The 16,364-nt window shown below is 39.8% G+C and carries 13 protein-coding genes; 6 read left to right on the top strand and 7 right to left on the bottom strand.

What is annotated here, in order from left to right; genetic code table 11:
- Positions 1 to 11: 11 nt before the first annotated feature.
- The 4 genes from IEV61_RS06755 to mnmL all read right to left on the bottom strand — a co-directional run bounded on the left by IEV61_RS06755 (position 12) and on the right by mnmL (position 4,490).
- Positions 12 to 830: a hypothetical protein gene (locus IEV61_RS06755; protein WP_188415005.1), complete on the bottom strand. Its 819-nt coding sequence runs from the start codon at positions 828 to 830 to the stop codon at positions 12 to 14.
- 13 nt (positions 831 to 843) lie between these two features.
- A complete protein-coding gene (locus tag IEV61_RS06750; protein WP_188415004.1) occupies positions 844 to 2,220 on the bottom strand; it encodes an acetylxylan esterase in 1,377 nt (458 codons plus the stop codon).
- Between the two features lie 15 nt (positions 2,221 to 2,235).
- Positions 2,236 to 3,474 carry an acyltransferase family protein gene (locus tag IEV61_RS06745; protein ID WP_188415002.1) on the bottom strand — a complete coding sequence of 413 codons (1,239 nt, stop codon included), beginning with the start codon at positions 3,472 to 3,474 and terminating at the stop codon, positions 2,236 to 2,238.
- A gap of 62 nt (positions 3,475 to 3,536) precedes the next feature.
- Entirely contained in the window at positions 3,537 to 4,490 is a 954-nt protein-coding gene (mnmL, locus tag IEV61_RS06740) for a tRNA modification radical SAM protein MnmL/YtqA (RefSeq protein ID WP_188415001.1), read from the bottom strand.
- 779 nt (positions 4,491 to 5,269) lie between these two features.
- Between mnmL and IEV61_RS06735 the strand changes: the two genes are divergently transcribed.
- Positions 5,270 to 5,461 (top strand): hypothetical protein, encoded by a 192-nt coding sequence (locus tag IEV61_RS06735; protein WP_188414999.1) that lies wholly within the window; start codon positions 5,270 to 5,272, stop codon positions 5,459 to 5,461.
- Between the two features lie 3 nt (positions 5,462 to 5,464).
- Here IEV61_RS06735 and IEV61_RS06730 read toward each other — a convergent pair whose 3' ends face one another.
- Positions 5,465 to 6,484: an aldo/keto reductase gene (locus IEV61_RS06730; protein ID WP_188414997.1), complete on the bottom strand. Its 1,020-nt coding sequence runs from the start codon at positions 6,482 to 6,484 to the stop codon at positions 5,465 to 5,467.
- A 149-nt stretch (positions 6,485 to 6,633) separates the two neighbouring features.
- Here IEV61_RS06730 and IEV61_RS06725 point away from each other — a divergent pair, with 149 nt between their 5' ends.
- Positions 6,634 to 6,966 (top strand): hypothetical protein, encoded by a 333-nt coding sequence (locus IEV61_RS06725; protein ID WP_188414994.1) that lies wholly within the window; start codon positions 6,634 to 6,636, stop codon positions 6,964 to 6,966.
- Between the two features lie 115 nt (positions 6,967 to 7,081).
- Here IEV61_RS06725 and IEV61_RS06720 read toward each other — a convergent pair whose 3' ends face one another.
- Together IEV61_RS06720 and IEV61_RS06715 are read right to left on the bottom strand one after the other, a co-directional pair.
- Positions 7,082 to 8,062, bottom strand: a complete 981-nt coding sequence (locus IEV61_RS06720) for an acyl-ACP desaturase (RefSeq protein WP_188414992.1) — start codon at positions 8,060 to 8,062, stop codon at positions 7,082 to 7,084.
- A 50-nt stretch (positions 8,063 to 8,112) separates the two neighbouring features.
- Entirely contained in the window at positions 8,113 to 9,102 is a 990-nt protein-coding gene (locus IEV61_RS06715) for a glycoside hydrolase family 5 protein (protein WP_188414990.1), read from the bottom strand.
- Between the two features lie 230 nt (positions 9,103 to 9,332).
- On the opposite strand from IEV61_RS06715, the gene IEV61_RS06710 reads away from it, so the two are divergent.
- The 4 genes from IEV61_RS06710 to IEV61_RS06695 all read left to right on the top strand — a co-directional run bounded on the left by IEV61_RS06710 (position 9,333) and on the right by IEV61_RS06695 (position 16,335).
- Positions 9,333 to 10,682 (top strand): sensor histidine kinase, encoded by a 1,350-nt coding sequence (locus IEV61_RS06710; RefSeq protein ID WP_188414988.1) that lies wholly within the window; start codon positions 9,333 to 9,335, stop codon positions 10,680 to 10,682.
- Between the two features lie 21 nt (positions 10,683 to 10,703).
- The gene (locus IEV61_RS06705; RefSeq protein WP_188414986.1) at positions 10,704 to 12,782 is read left to right on the top strand and encodes a cellulose biosynthesis cyclic di-GMP-binding regulatory protein BcsB; all 2,079 of its coding nucleotides are present in this window, start codon (positions 10,704 to 10,706) and stop codon (positions 12,780 to 12,782) included.
- Between the two features lie 86 nt (positions 12,783 to 12,868).
- On the top strand, positions 12,869 to 14,776 hold the full coding sequence (locus IEV61_RS06700; protein WP_188414984.1) for a glycosyltransferase: 1,908 nt from the start codon (positions 12,869 to 12,871) through the stop codon (positions 14,774 to 14,776).
- The gene (locus tag IEV61_RS06695) at positions 14,776 to 16,335 is read left to right on the top strand and encodes a hypothetical protein (protein WP_188414982.1); all 1,560 of its coding nucleotides are present in this window, start codon (positions 14,776 to 14,778) and stop codon (positions 16,333 to 16,335) included. The genes IEV61_RS06700 and IEV61_RS06695 overlap by 1 nt, the downstream gene beginning before the upstream one ends.
- Positions 16,336 to 16,364: the final 29 nt, after the last annotated feature.

Genomic DNA, 16,364 nt, shown 5'->3' with positions numbered 1-16,364 from the left:
TAATCATATTATCAGGGGTTAGGCAAACGTAGTAGTAAAGACAACGCGCCGCCAAATCCCTGACCTGTATTGTAACCTGCAATAGTGTAAAAACCCGCAATATTTACATTGATTCTTTTAGAAATAGCATGACCATAATTACCCGACACCTTTAAATAATCAAAATCACGGTTGGCAAACGTATTTAATGTAAGCTGCTTATCGTTACTTATAGATCTTACTCCACCTATATCTGCACCAATCTGGTTCCTTTTATCAATCAAGTAACCAACGGTTATAGTACTTAAGTACTGTTGCGGTGCACCCTCACCAACATATTGCGCAAAACCGATCTCGGCACTGTAAAACATTTTTTTGGTAATGTTACCGCTATTCGAAAGCTTTGCCGTTGCTCCTGCGTTGCCTAATCCTAATATCCGCGTCTTCGTGTTAGTGTAAAGCGGCAAAATACCTCCTATGTACAAAGAAGTGTAATTGGCAAACTTGCTGTTAATTAAAACATAACTGCCGCCAAACTGCAAATCGCCCAGGGCAACGGTGTTAGTAGATATATTTCCGTAAGATATGGATTGATAGGTAATGGGTACACTTACGCTTAAATCTAACTTGCGGCTTACACCGTAGGCTGCGTAAATACCTATTGATTGTGCAATAAATTTTTGACCGCTATTTTTAAAGTAATTACCGTTTCTGTCCCAACCGCTGGTTGCCGTATAAAAACTGTAAGAAGGCGCTAATATGTAATGATATTTGCCTACAGGCCACCCTGCATGAGCTTTACTGCCAATTAAAAGCAAAGGAAGAATAAAAAACTGTATATATTTTTTCATTATGAACTATGCTTTATGGCAATAATAAATTTTCGCGTAACCAAACGTATTGAAACCTGTAATAAATGGGATCTACCTCATGAGCTTTATCAGCACTTATCCAAAGCTCTTTACTTTCAGACCCCAATTGGTTATACATTGCCAAACTACAACTGGGCGGGCATAAATCATCTAACAAACCAATACCCATTAAAACCGGCACCTTAACCATAGGCGCAAAATTTATGGGGTCAAAGTAATCCCATAACTTATAAAGCCGCTCATAAGTAAATACTTTGTGCGTATTAACATAGTTGTTTAATAACCAAACCGGTGTTTGCCCTTTTGGAGGTACCATTTGAGTAATGCGCGAGGCATCGCGCAGATCGGAGTATAATGGCACTTCGGTGGTAACCGCTTTTATACGTTTATCGAGTGCTGCAACCACAACGGCCAGTGCCCCTCCCTGGCTACCACCATCTATTGATATACGTGTAGTATCGAGCCCAAACTGTTTAGCATTATCGCAAATAAAATCAACCCCGCGCAAGCAATCCATGTAAACTGCCCTGTACACGTAGTTATCCCTATCGTTAATATTAATTAAGTTATACTGTTGTCCACGAGTATCTATGGCATCTTTACTGTTACCATTACCCCTTACGTTAATTTGGAATACGGCAAAATCGTCTTCAGTAAAACTTGGGGTCATAGCTACCAGGTAACCGGGTACTCTGTACCTCACCGGCAAACGCTTTGGCCGGTTTACCGGTATAGTAAGCCAGCCCCGTATTAAGGCGTTACCCCATGAATGCATTTCAACCAGGTATACTTTTATATCTTTGGTAGACTGTCTTTTATCCTCTGTGATTTTATATTGTGGGTCTACCGCATGAAGTGCTGTTTTTGACTTCTGCCAAAAAGCATCAAAATCGGTGGGTTTAAAGCGTTTAGTTACAATTTTTTGTGGAGATACGCCAAAAACTTTTCTAATGGTATCATCGTAAGCGGTAAGATTTAACTGAACACTAAGCCTGTAAAAACCAGGAGCTCTAGCGGGTATAGATACGCTAACAGACCTGCTACCCGATCTACCTATCTTTAAAGGCAATGAGTATTCATACACTTTTTTACCATCATCGGTAGTTACCAAATAGCTAAACTTTCCTTCTTGTTTTGATCTGTAAGTACTGCGGATGTTAACCTTGTAATCAATAGTTGAAGAAGTTTCAAAAATGGAACTCTTGGCGCCGGCTTTAACATCAATAAACATTTCGCCTTCCTCTTCATCCTCCTTTTGTTCAGGCTTATTTATTTCGGGCTTTGCCTGCTTGCCTTGCTGTGCGTAACTAACCACGTAAGTTAAGTTGATGGCCACAAGAAGCAGTATAGATGGTATGGTTAATTTCACAAATACGTATTTAGCTTATTTATTTATTATAACAGATTCTTTGCCTGCAACTTTACTCTTGCTTTTGATCAAGAAATCTGATTGGCGAATGTAGTGATTCATGGGCTCTTCAATTGTTTTAAATAACAGGATAGACAGTGCATTAAGCACCACAAACTGGATAACCAGGTTCACGATATCATTTTCAAACGGAGAGTGTTCCCAGCTTATATTGTGTTTATCATAATATTCAAAAACCCAGTCGTTAGCTTTATTGATCCAACCGTTCAGAAAGTCGCGGATGTACCCCAGGTGAATGAGGTAAAATATATAAGAACTTTTGCCCAGCAACTCCACAAACTTAAACGACAGGATGGTTTTAAAAACCGTACTCTCGGTTAACAAACCATAAAAGAACATAGCAATGCAAGGCGGCAACAAGTAGTTATTGGTAATAATTCCGAATGGATTATGCAACCCGGCCATCCATCCTTTAGGGATACTAAGCTGCGACATAATACCTACGCAAAACATCATGAGCAAAAAGCCTATATAGGTATACTTGATGTTATTAGTACGAGCTACTCCTTTATTAAGTAAAATAAGTGCCAATTGTATTCCTACAAAAAATTCGAAGCAACGACCCAAAAAAGTATAGATCATGGTAAAGGTAAAGTTGCCAAAGAAACCATACCAATCAAAATTACGGAAGATCAATACCAGCAATAAAGCTACACCTGTTATTACGAACGGCTGGATGAACAGCTTACGAAACCTTTTAGAGAGCAGGAAGATGAACGGCGCCGAAAAGTAAAAGCACTCCTCAACGGTTAAAGACCAACCCTGAGCTATACCCGTATCCCACAAATCGGCAAAAAACCCACGGATAAACGTGACATGCATCAGCAACAATAGCACCGGGGAAAAGAAACCTTTAGTAATCTTGGGGTCGTGTGTAAAATAATAATATACAAAGGCCAGTACTGTAAGCAAAAAATACATGGGATAGATGCGGGCTACCCTATTTTTCAGATATTGTTTAAACCAGTCTTTAGTTAAATGAAAGTTATTATAATAACGGTAAGTGATTAAAAATCCTGATAATACAAAAAAAATAGTTACCCCCATGTGGAACTCCTGTAGAAATCTTTGCACAGCATGAGGAAAATTCCCGTCAAATATGTATTCAAAGTGGGATATAAAAACAAGGTATGCGGCAAGGGCACGCACTCCGGTGAGGGCAGGAATATAGTTTTGAAGTGTTTTTTGGGACACAGTAGCTTAATTAAACTCTTACTTAATAGCGTGTTTATTACAAAGCAAATACCAAAGACCGGTTACATGAACGCAGAGCCCTGTATAATACCACGGCTTTCTATGCGTTGGTCTATATAATACTGTATTTCTGATTTTTTAAGTTGCCAGTTAGGAGCAATTAAAAGTTCACGGTCAGACAGGCCGAACAAACGCTGAATTACCACATCGGGGCGCACCAACGGAAGCAAGTCGCACAGGAAATCGGCATATTCATCCAGGCTAAAAAGTTTGAATGGTTCGCGTTTGTACTTTACACCCATTACCGAGCCTTCTACAATGTGCAGGTGGTGAAATTTTACAAACTTGATCTGCGGAAAACGGTTGATCTCATCGGCATAACGCAGCATCATCTCCCGGGTTTCCCACGGAAAACCGAAGATAGTGTGCACGCATATATCCAGTTTGCTGTTCTCTACCAGTTTAAGAGCTTTGATGAGATCGTCATGCATACAGCCACGGTTGATTTGACCAAGCGTTTCGTTATAAATAGATTCCATACCCATCTCCAGATCCACATCAAAGCGGTCAGTATAACTTTCGAGGAGCGCAATTTTTTCGGCATCGATACAGTCGGGACGTGTGCCTATGCTAAGGCCAACAATATTTTCGGTATCAATACTCAAAGCTTCGTCATAAAGCATTTTGAGGTAATGCGTTGGCGCATAAGTGTTGGTATTGGGCTGAAAGTATATAATAAACTTATCGGCCTTGTTACCCTTACGGGCGCGTTCCATACCTTGTATTACTTGTTCGCGCAGGGTAGGCGCCTGGCGCGATACGGATGGCGTAAACGAATCAACATTACAATACGTGCAACCTCCGTAGCCTTTAGAGCCATCGCGGTTAGGGCAGGTAAAACCACCATCTACAATAACTTTAAAAACCCGGTGGCCTTTATACTTATTGCGCAACCAGGCTCCATAATTATTGTAGCCCTTAAATCCCTGTTTAACTGTTGTTTCTGTTAACTGCATCGAACTGCAAAGATAATAATTAAAACAGGCTTCAAAATGATGAAAATTCAGCGTGAGGTAAAGTTAAACACTGCCGTACTCCTTTACTTCAAACGATTTGAAGGTATATTAAGGCATAATCAGGTTATTATTAACTTTTGATACACTTATATTAATTTATGTATAGAATAGCTTACACTTTAGTAAACTACTTTCACCGCAGTTAAACTTTAAATCTTTATAAATCAGCCACATATTAACTATTTATAAATTGTTTTAATTAATGGTTTGCTATTTGAGCATGTTAGCCACAGACTACTAACGATGATCCCACAACTACTTAATTATCTACCAGCCATAACTATCGTTACTATTAGTTTGATAACGATAATTAACTTATTAGCTCTTACGGGCGCTTTTGATGTTTGGACTAAACGTTTAGTCAGAAAAAAATTCAGGGTAAGTCGTCCCTATTTACCAACATACCCCATCGTATAAGTAGCTAATTTTAAATCAAAAATAAAAATAACACTTTTAGTTTTATTTTAAAAATGTTATAAGCCCTACAAATTAGCGTGTAGATTTTTGAGTAAATTATAACCCAATATGGGGAACTTTATAACCACAGTTTCGCGCAAAACCATCTAACTAAACTACACTCCTTTTAGCTATAGATTTTTAGTTAATTAATTTCTTATTAAGCACATAGGTTACTTTCAAGATACATTTCTTTTAATTGATTGCCAATAAATTACGGTGGTACACAACTTGCAAACCGGTAGTATTATTGCCATCACTCTATGATCAAATTTATAACTTCCTACCAGGCAGAAATTGCCGGTGTAACCTTTTTTACACTGTTAATTTTTGCAATATTGCTCTTTAACGGCGTAATAGGCGCCAGACCCAAAAATGCCAAGAGTACAGACGATAAACGCAAACATTTTGGATCTAATCTAAACGCTTATAAAAAAATAGACTCTGATTACTAAGCGTTAACGCTTTTGAACCCGGTCATAAAAACCACCAAACGAGTTTAGTTTCACATTGTCTTCGTTAAAAAAATCGCCGGGGAAACCCAGTGTTATCTTGCTTGCTTGGTGTAGCTTAAGCTTATGCTCATTGCTGATTATAACTTCGGCCGCCTTTATATTTTGCGTAAGCTGCTCTATTTTGGTAGCGCCCACAATTGGTATACACGAGAAATCCTGCTGCATCATCCAGGCCAAAGCTACCTGCGCAGGTTGTACGCCCAGTTCGTCGGCAATAGACATTACCTCGCGGGTTATACGTTCGCTGTCCTCATTTCGGCGATTGCTCTCGGCTTTTACACGGCCATTTTCGCCACGCAGATATTTACCGGTTAATGCCCCACCTGCTAAAGGTGCCCATGGAGTAACCGTCATACCAAAGTGTTTAGCCATTGGTATAAGTTCGCGTTCGGGCGTGCGCTGTATTAAGCTATATTCTACTTGCAGGGCTATGAACTGGCTCCAGCCCATGAGCTCGGCCAACGTATTGCCCTTAGCCACCACCCATGCGGGCGTATCACTAATGGCGGCATAGTTCACCTTTCCCTGCCTGATAAGATCATCTAACCCACGTAAAACCTCGTCTATCGGCGTTATGTTATCCCAAATATGCAGGTAAAGTACATCTATAAAATCAGTTCGCAAGCGCTTTAAGCTATGCTCAACACTACGCATCATGTTTTTTCGGTTGTTGCCCGAAGCATTAGCATTGGTACCGTTATCTTTTAGCGTATACTTGGTAGCCACCACAAACTGGTCGCGATCATGATTGGCTAAATAATCGCCTATGATTTTTTCACTGGTACCCAGTTTATATACATTGGCCGTATCCAAAAAATTACCGCCTGCTTCGGCGTAAGCATCTATGATTTTGAAACTGGTTTGCGCATCGGCCCCCCAGCCGCCTTCGGTACCAAAACCCATAGTGCCCAGGCACAATTCTGAAACTTTAAGCCCCGAACGGCCCAGTAATTTGTAGTTCATATGTTAGCTTATAACGTAATTAACAAATGTAAATCAATTTGTGTTTATCCTCTCGTATCAATACCGTATAAGGTTTGGTGGGGCAATAATAGACTGAAAAACAAATACCTCAATTAACTTGTACTTTATAAGCGTTTAATTGCTGATTTATGAAGATTATACACACCAAAAGCCCCGTAAATACCACCGATCTTAAATCGTTTTTAGAAACTCAACTGCCTCCCTTATTTAAAAAGCAGCGGCAGGCAGATATTGATTTTATATACACGCTAATTGAAAACGGCGTTGAAATTACCCAACCGGAAATGTATGAAGATTTTCTATTCAGGATAACGGTTGAGAGCAACCAAGAAATTCATGTAACTAAATCTGAGCACTATACAGATGATGTAAATGCGCTTACCCTGGAGGATATTCTGAATAACCTGTTCATGGAATATCCTGGGCGTGATAATATTGATGGAATTGAGGAGGAATCTTAAAGCCCCTTCCCAGGAGGGAGGGCTCTAACATTCTTCTTACAAAAAAAGGTGACCTGCAAAACAGATCACCTTTTATATTTTAGCATCCTCCCTCCCGGAGAGGGCTGGGAGGGGCTTATCCGTGTATCCAGCTGAATTTATATTCAAGCATTGGATTTTTCATACGCTCGGCTACGCGAAGCAAACGATCAGGTAATTTAACAATATAATCGCGGGCCTTTTCACCGGCTTCGTTAAGTTCGGTCATGCTTTCAATTTGCCACTCGTCTATCAGCGTTTTCAAAATGTCTACATAATCAATAGCTGTATAAACCTTTAAGCGCTCGGCGGCATCGGTAAAGTGACCAAAGGTTTGGCCAATTTTTAAACCAACCTCACGTAAGAAATGCGCAGGCATTACAATTTTCTTGCGCATCATATCTTCAAAGGCCAGCATGGCTTCGCTTGCATCTACCTCAAATATTTTGCTGATGAAGTGCTTATAGGCTTTAGCGTGGCGGGCTTCATCTGCAGCAATTACACCGCACATTTTCGACAGCAAAACATCTCCGTCTCTTTTGGCTAACGACGCTACCCTGCGGTGCGAAATATTGGTAGCCATTTCTTGGAAAGAAGTATAAATGAAGTTACGATACGGATCGGTACCTGTACCAATGTCAAAACCATCGGCAATTAAATATTGGGTAGATACCTCCATAGCGCGCATATTTACACGACCCGAAAGGTATAAATACTTGTTCAACAGATCACCATGGCGGTTTTCTTCGGCGGTCCAGTGGCGGGTCCAGGTCATCCAGCCGCTATGCTCGCCTTTATCTACACCGTCTACCATAGCCAACCATGATTCGTATGTAGGCAAGGCCTCTTCGGTAATGGTATCGCCAATTAATACAGCAACCAAATCGTATGATAACCCCTGTGCACTCTCCTGTAATTCCTTAATTTCGGTAAAAAAAGTATCGCGGGTAGAGTCTGGCAAAAGATCAGATGGCTGCCATATCTGGTCAATAGGCTTCAAAAATTCATGCATCTTTTCGAGCATGTATTTTTCAATATGCTTCATCACTTCGCGGCGGCTCTCTTCAAAAAATTTCATAATCGTAGTTAGTAGGCAAAGCTACTCATAAAAACCGGTTTTTATATTATTTATTTGTTACTATTAGCTACATATCCTATAGCTTTCTGCATGCATACCGGCAGGGTATTGAGGCTTGGCTTTCCTTTAAAAATATAAAAGTTGCCATTATATTCCCACAATATACCGGGTATTTGCAACTGTTTAAGTACCTGCCTTACGGCCCTAATATAGCGGCAACGGCTATCAGCATCGGCGTATTGGTTGTAAACTCCATACTCGCTGCATATTACAGGAACGTAATACTTAGCCGACCAGTTTTTAACTATTTGTAATTTATTTTTAACTGATTGTTCATTACCATCCGTTTTATACTGATTATAATTGATTTCGCCCCAAGTACCTTTTGCCTTTGAGTTAAGCAATGGAAATTTTTCCCCATTATAGGGAAAAGGAACCCCAGTAGTTGCTACCTGGCTACCAACCCAAGCCGCGCCTTGATGTGTAAATAAAAAAGGTTCATAAAAATGACAGGTGTAAATTACGTTCTCGTCGGCCAGCCGCACCATACGGCTAAGTTCGTAAATACTGTTATAATTAGAAGCACCTACCAGCAGTGTGCGTTTCTTATCTATTTTATGAATAGCACTCACAATATTATAAGCCGCATCTTTCCAAATTTGCGGATTTATAGGCGGTGGCTCATTATATATTTCGAAATATAATTCATTCCCTGATACGCTTAAATACTTATTTGTAAGCAAAGTCCAAGTATTTATAATAACCGCCGTTTCCGCTATATAATTGGCATCATTAAGCTTTCCATAATGATAATCGATCACTAACTTTAACCCATAACGCTTACAATAGGTTAATACCTTGTCTATGCGGTTTAATACCCGGGCAATGGGTACACGCTTTGCGGCGTAATGTTCAAATGCTACCGGAAGCCTTATACTACTAAAACCTAACTTCTTTAACAATTTAAAGTCGGCATCGGTAACCGGCTCTGTGTTTAAAGCTTTATCATTCCACGTTTGTTCAAGCCACGAAATATTCATACCATTATCCAAACTTGCCGCCCTGTTAAAGACAACATTACGGCTTTGCGCTAATATTGGTGTGCTTTTTGCGGTTACAACGCAAACTATCACAACTAATTGCCATAAACGTTTGAATTTTGTTAATGCAGAGTACCGTAAATTATAATTATCTATATTTAGCATCAAAAATCATTTAAGGCCAAAAACGTATAACCTTATTATAAATTAACTATTGCCAAAACTAATCAATGCTTGCCCAAATCAATAAAGAAGAATATCAAAAAGAAGCCCGTAAAAAAGCGTGGTTTCTAACTAATAACATTATCTGGACTATCATATTCATGTACCCGTTATTAGGTATTATTGATTTTGTATATACGCCTAATTATTGGGTAGAGTTTTTTATAGTCCGTATTATTATAGTAGTTGTTATTTACGGCCTGTACAACTTTTTCCAATCCAGAAAGCTCGATTACCGTTTATTGCTGCATATCAGCTTTTTTATGCTCTCTGTGGTTATGTCCATCTTGTGCTGTATAGTTGACTTGAGCCACCTTACCGTTTATTTCCTCATGTTCTCCCTCATTATCCTGTTCCTCAATTTGCAGGTGTTTTGGGAGCCGGTTAACTCGCTTATACAGTCTTTAGTAGCTATTGTGCTGCTGGCCATATTTTACAACATACTTTGCCAGTACAGTCTCGATATGTTTATCAGTAACGGAGGTCAGTACTTTTTTATTATTGCCTTGGTATCGTGCTTAATTCCTACAGCCCGTTATAAAGTTATACAGCGTGAAGTGGCTTCTACCCTGCTCATCGAACAATCTAACGAGCAGCTTAAATCACAGAACCGTGATATTTTAGAGAAGAACAGCATCATTGATATGCAATACGATAAGCTGCGCAGGCTTGATGAACAGAAGAACAGCTTTATTAATATTGCCGGCCACGACTTGAAGAACCTGATAGGCTCTATCGTGATGAGTAATAATATGATCAGGGAAGAAGATTCGCGTTTGAGCGATGACCAGAAAGAGTTTGCGCATTATATCAGCGAATCGGCCGATAAGATGCAGTACCTGCTTAAAACGCTGATGGACGTTAAGGAAATTGAATCTACCGAGATAAAATTTAACCTTGAGAACTTTGACGCAAATAGTGTAGCCCAACAGGTGTTTAAAGGACTGGTTGATACGGCCAGCATGAAGAACGTTCACCTGATTAATAACATTCTTAAATTACCGTTAAACGTGAGGTTGGATAAGGTGTTTACCAGCCAGGTGTTTCAAAACCTGCTGAGTAACGCTATTAAATTTTCACAAACCAACAATAACATACGGATAGTAACAAGCCTTCAAAGGCAAAAATTCGTATTTGAAATTATAGACGAGGGCATAGCCATTGGTCAGCAAGAGCTCGACCTTATGTTTAACCGTTTGAAAACGCTTAACGATGCCACCGGATCTGCTGCTGAAAGCCGCCTGGGACTGGGCTTATCCATTGCCAAACTAATGACCATTGAGATGGGTGGTGAGCTTACTTACCGTAGCGACGACAATGGAAATTATTTTAAAGTAGAATTTTTCGCCATTAACTAATATAATAACCTGCAACTCGATATGAATAAATTTTTGACCCTTTTAGTTTTAGTAACCGCCCTGTTTGCGAAGACAACGCTGGCACAGACCAGCATCTCCTTCAAAACTTATGGCCATGATGATGAAGTGATTTATGGCATGAGCGGTGTAAGTTCATTTTACTTTAGAATGGACCCGCTGGTTGATATGAACAGCAGCAAACTGGTGTTATACTTTGAGCCATCACAAGCGCTTATAAAAGATCTGTCGTACATAAACATAGTAATTGCAGACAAGCCAGTATACAGCGGTCGTATGACGCGCGATTCGATACAACGCTTGGTTATCCCTTTAAACCGCAGCTACCTAACCGATAACGGCCAGTTTTTAAAGGTACAGGTAAAAACATTGTTGACCATTACCGATAACAAGTGTAAAGACTTGGATAACCCGGCCATGTGGATCAAGGTGAAGAGCAACTCTTACCTTTCATTAGTTAAAGGCAGCGGAAGCTTAACCAATAAAGTAAACATTAGCAATTCATTTGAATCTAAAACAGCTATCGTTTACCCAAGTAACCCAAGTTTGCTTGATTTAAAAGCAGTAGCCTGGGCTTATAATAAAATTAAACGCTCACTTGCCGTGAGCGACCTGCGCGTATATGCTGCAGATAAAGTTCCTGATAGCATCAGAAACTACGTTATGGTTGGTAACCTGGATTTATTACCTGCCGACAAACGCAGCCTTATAACTGTTACTCCACAAGGTGGTCAGGGTTTAATATACCTTCACAAAGGCTCAAATACCGATTCTACTTCTAACCGCTTCCGTTCTGTTAATTCCATCTCGGCTGCACGCCAGGCTTTTTCAAACAACGAAATTCTATTCATTACCGGTGCCGATGATAGCGGTTACGATAAAGCCATTACCGCTTTGGGTAACTACAACGTTTTAAACTCATCTTTCGGTAACTACTTGGTAATAAATACTGCTGATAATGATAAGGCCAAAAACCTAAGTCAGCAACGTACCAAATTAACCTTCCGCGATGTGGGTGGTGTATCTAACTTCATGTCGGGTATCGGTTCGTTACGTAGCGTTTACAACTTTAAAAACAGCGATTTCAGCTTTACTCCTAAAGAGGTAGAAATGCACTTTGTAGGTAACTACAGTGGTATGAGTGTTAACGACCGCGGTTTCTTCAACGTATACTTAAACGGTATGCTTATCAGCAGCGAAAAGCTGAACGAATCTGGTAAGTTGAATGTAACTGTTGCAGTTAACCGTTACCAACACCGTAAATACAACTCTTTAACTGCAGAATTCAGATTCTACCCTTCTAACGGTAATTGCCTGAATAGCTTCCTGAATTTCTTCGGTGAAATAGATGTTGATAAATCTTACCTGGAATCAAGAAATCCGTTTGTTAACAACACCTTAAGCTTTTACCAATACCCTGAAGCCTTCAACGAAGGTGGTACCCGCGTTGTGGTAAGTAAAAACTATACCAAGTATGCAGCCGCTGCAGTTGGTGAGGTTATTTACGCATTAAACAATAACTTAAACAGCAACAATTTCCCTGTATTTGCTTACTCTAACGAGGTTACCGATGCAGATCTGAAGAAATATAACGTTGTAGCATTGCTGGATAAAGATGATCCGTTAATGAGCAAGTTCCCGGATGCTCCTATCCGTTTTGACCGTGCTTTCCGTATCTACAGCAATGAAGACAACAAACCGGTTTACACCCTGTCTGATTCTGTTTCAAACGGCTTAGCGCAAATATTTTACGGTCGTGGCAGCAATAATGCCATTTTGGTACTTACCGCAACCGGCCGCGATTTAGCAGGTGCTTTCTTATCAGCTTCTAAAGCAATTACCGAGCAGCTATCAACTCTTAACAGTAACGTTGCTGTATCTGATGTTAACGACAATAAATATCTGTTCAACATCGACAAAACCACTGATAATATTGAGTATACCGACGCTAAAAGCGGATTAGCCCGTTTTTGGGAAAGCTATAACCTTTACGTGCTCTTAGGCATACTGGTACTTATATTATTAGGCTTCCTGTATGTACGTTCAAGAGTACAACGGTCGCATGATAACATGGGTGAATAATTAACCCTTCTTTTCTATAGCAATAGCAGGAAATCATCATTTCCTGCTATTGCTTATTTATAAATTACTACTACAGTATATTAGCTATGCGCAATACCCTAAAAGAAGGTTTGACTGCAACGGATACCGACGAAATATACTCGGGCACCAAAAACTCTTCAATTTTCAGGCTGCTGATGCAGGATGGCTTTTTAACCGAGCAGGACTGTATCAAGATAGATGCCTATTCGGCCAAAATAGGATCATCGGCCATAAAAATTGCGCTTACCTTTGGCTTTATCTCCCGTAAGAACTACGAACGCTCCCTAACTAATGCAGGTTATGTATTGGAGCAAATACGCGAAGAAGCTTACGATGAAGAAGTACTCAATAAAATTGACCTTAAATTTGCTGATGAGCGTTTAGCGATACCGCTGCGCGCAGAGAACAACAGGATCGTAACCATTATGGCCGACCCTGATGATCAGCTTTTTATTGATTTTATACGTTTAACCTATAATATGGAGCCATCCATCATTGTAGCATCCGATTTGGATATTACCTGGTTAAGCCATAAACTGTTAGGCCAAAAGTATGTAAAATCGGCCGTATTCGAACTTTTGAACAGCGATAAGGGAAGTTCGGCTTTAACAACCTTCACTTCAAAACAGTTAATATTCATATTTAGTTTAATAGGCATTATTGCAGCCGGCTTGGTATTGAACTTTAAGGTTACTTCTATTATCCTTAACGTTTTTTTAAGTACATTCTTCCTGCTTACCATTACGTTTAAGTTGTTCCTGTCGCTGGTGGGCTCCAAATTTGAACTTTACCAGGCGGTTACCAAAAGTGAGATCAAAAACATTGTTGATGATGAGCTGCCGGTTTACACCATTCAGTTACCAGTATACAAAGAAGATAAACTGATCAAGAAACTGATTTGGAACTTACAAAGCCTGGATTATCCGCGCGACCGTCTGGACATTAAATTGTTGATAGAGGAAGACGATGATCAAACGCTGAATGCGGTACGTAATCTCGATTTCCCGGCCATTTTTGAAGTAATTGTGGTTCCTTTCCACATGCCTAAAACCAAACCTAAAGCATGCAACTACGGTTTGCACTTTTCGAGAGGCCAATATCTTACCATTTACGATGCTGAAGATATCCCGGATACTGATCAGCTGAAGAAAGTGGTAGCCATGTTTAACAAGCTACCTGAAGAGTACATATGCGTACAATGCGCGCTAAACTACTTTAACCGTAACGAGAACTTCCTGACCCGTATGTTCACCCTTGAGTATTCATACTGGTTCGATTATGTATTACCAGGACTGGATACCCTGGATATTCCTATCCCGTTAGGTGGTACCAGCAACCACTTTAAAATGGCAAGCTTAATTGAACTGGGTGCCTGGGATCCTTTTAACGTAACAGAAGATGCCGATTTGGGAGTACGTGCTTACGCAAAAGGACATAAAATTGCGGTAATTAACTCTACTACTTACGAAGAAGCCAACAACGACTTCTCTAACTGGATACGCCAGCGTTCACGCTGGATCAAAGGTTATATGCAAACTTACCTGGTACACATGCGTGACCCTATTGGATTGATTCGCAAAATTGGGTTTAAAGGTTTCTTAGGGTTTAACTTCTTTGTGGGTGCTACACCTATCATGTTCCTTATCAATCCTATACTTATACTCATCTTTATAGGTTATGTAGTGTTCGATTTAGGTATCATACGTACCATATTTCCAGACTGGGTATTGTTCATCTCCATTTTCAATTTAATGGTGGGTAACATCCTCATGATCTATGTAAACATGATGGCCGTATTTAAACGCCGTTATTATGAGCTTATCTTATTTGCTATTGCCAACCCCTTATACTGGTTAATGCACTCTATTGCGGCTTATAAAGGCCTTTACCAGCTTATTGTGAATCCTTTTTACTGGGAAAAAACCAACCATGGTTTGAGTAAAGTAAACAATCAAAACAACGCGGCCAAATAATGAAACTCTCTAAATCCTACTATCTTGTTATTATTACTTTTATACTTGCTGTTTACTACATTTTTGTTGGTGTATATTTAAACAAACTGGGCTATAGTAATTACGAGTCGTTGTTTTATATTGAAAAAGGAAAGATCATTTCGCATGGTTTAGGTAATAAATTGCGTGTAATGGGTTTAACCTCCCCTTTGCTCCCATTTTACGGATCTTACCTGTTCAGCTTTTTCAACCCTATACTGGCACCCGTACTGGCATCGGCTGTGGGTACTGCGCTGTTATTCTACATTATGGCCAGCTCTATGGTTAAGCGTAATAAAGATAACTTTTACTTGTTCCTGCTGGTGATCTTGTTTACCCTGCATCCGGGACTTATTTACACCGCATGTTCTGGTAAATCCATTTACATGGTGCTCATCTTTTTCTTCCTGTTCTTTTTGAACATGCTGCGGTTCTATAATTCGAACACCACTTACCATATTTCTATTGCCAGTATATTTTTTGTGATGCTTGTTTTTAGCGATTACAAGTGCATATGGCTGGCGTTGTTCTTTATACCCCTGGTATTGTCAATTGCCATACACAGCTTAAATTTAAGTGAAAAAGAATCTGTATTCAGGCTTCACCTTAGCTTTAATAATCCATCGTTACGCCGTAAACTGGTTAACAAAACGTTTTCTATTTACAGCATCATCTTTATTCTTCCTATAGCCTCTATAGCGATCTATAAAGTATTGAATCTTACCCATGCCGACGATCTAAACTATTTCCTGGAAAGCCCTTACGCTACCTGGAACATTATAGCCGACAAGTTTGAATACAGCTTAACCAGCGTAGCTTCAAGATATGCCATCCCCGAAATATCGGTTTTGGTATCGTTAAAGGCTATTGTGTTTTGCCCTATGATCATTCTGGCTATTTACCTGTTTAAGCAAAACACCTATCAGATACTAACCCTGCTTACCCCTTTCGGATTAATTGAATTTTTGAAAGTAAAATACGATGGAGTAAACCTTGTGTATGAGTACTATCTGCTGTTTTTAATACTGGCATTACTTTGTATTATTTTCAGGGTTCGTTTTATCAGAAATCAAAGGGCCTTAAAGTTGGGGTTGGCCATTGTGGTTGCCGTGCAACTCTACATCGGTTTTATCTTCTTGTCAAAATCTTACATCCCAGAGGAAAATAATTTTGCCAACGTATTACTACACCGCACCAGCAATAAAATTGGAGAGCAGAACCGCGAAATGTCTGACTATATTAACACGCTACCCGAAAGCGATAAGATACTGGTAGACGACGCCATAGCGTACCCTGTGGCCTGTTATGTTAAAGACATTAGTAAACTAACCATGCCTTACCAGGCAAGCTATCTGAGCGCCATTGAGGCCCCGGAAAAATACAATGGCTATGTGCTGATAGCCAACGAGTCTAACCCTATGTTAGGCTACACGCAGCTTACCGACTTTTATTTGGATGGTATCCGTCGCAAAAATCCGAAGCTTAATATTTATAAAATTTACGTTACCGATTACTGGACATTGTACCGCATGATCGACTAACGATTAATAACAAGTAGTATAAAGCAGGT

The sequence above is a fragment of the Mucilaginibacter galii genome, assembly GCF_014635825.1.
Taxonomy (GTDB): domain Bacteria; phylum Bacteroidota; class Bacteroidia; order Sphingobacteriales; family Sphingobacteriaceae; genus Mucilaginibacter; species Mucilaginibacter galii.
Note: the sequence above shows the minus strand (reverse complement) of the source record. Positions and strands in the feature narration are given on the sequence as shown.

Excerpts from the sequence above, each read along its gene's own strand:
- IEV61_RS06725 (WP_188414994.1), top strand. The coding sequence starts at position 6,634 with ATGAAGATTATACACACCAAAAGCCCCGTAAATACCACCGATCTTAAA.
- IEV61_RS06735 (WP_188414999.1), top strand. The coding sequence starts at position 5,270 with ATGATCAAATTTATAACTTCCTACCAGGCAGAAATTGCCGGTGTAACC.
- IEV61_RS06700 (WP_188414984.1), top strand. The coding sequence starts at position 12,869 with ATGCGCAATACCCTAAAAGAAGGTTTGACTGCAACGGATACCGACGAA.
- mnmL (WP_188415001.1), bottom strand. The coding sequence starts at position 4,490 with ATGCAGTTAACAGAAACAACAGTTAAACAGGGATTTAAGGGCTACAAT.
- IEV61_RS06715 (WP_188414990.1), bottom strand. The coding sequence starts at position 9,102 with ATGAATATTTCGTGGCTTGAACAAACGTGGAATGATAAAGCTTTAAAC.
- IEV61_RS06695 (WP_188414982.1), top strand. The coding sequence starts at position 14,776 with ATGAAACTCTCTAAATCCTACTATCTTGTTATTATTACTTTTATACTT.
- IEV61_RS06710 (WP_188414988.1), top strand. The coding sequence starts at position 9,333 with ATGCTTGCCCAAATCAATAAAGAAGAATATCAAAAAGAAGCCCGTAAA.
- IEV61_RS06730 (WP_188414997.1), bottom strand. The coding sequence starts at position 6,484 with ATGAACTACAAATTACTGGGCCGTTCGGGGCTTAAAGTTTCAGAATTG.
- IEV61_RS06705 (WP_188414986.1), top strand. The coding sequence starts at position 10,704 with ATGAATAAATTTTTGACCCTTTTAGTTTTAGTAACCGCCCTGTTTGCG.
- IEV61_RS06720 (WP_188414992.1), bottom strand. The coding sequence starts at position 8,062 with ATGAAATTTTTTGAAGAGAGCCGCCGCGAAGTGATGAAGCATATTGAA.
- IEV61_RS06755 (WP_188415005.1), bottom strand. The coding sequence starts at position 830 with ATGAAAAAATATATACAGTTTTTTATTCTTCCTTTGCTTTTAATTGGC.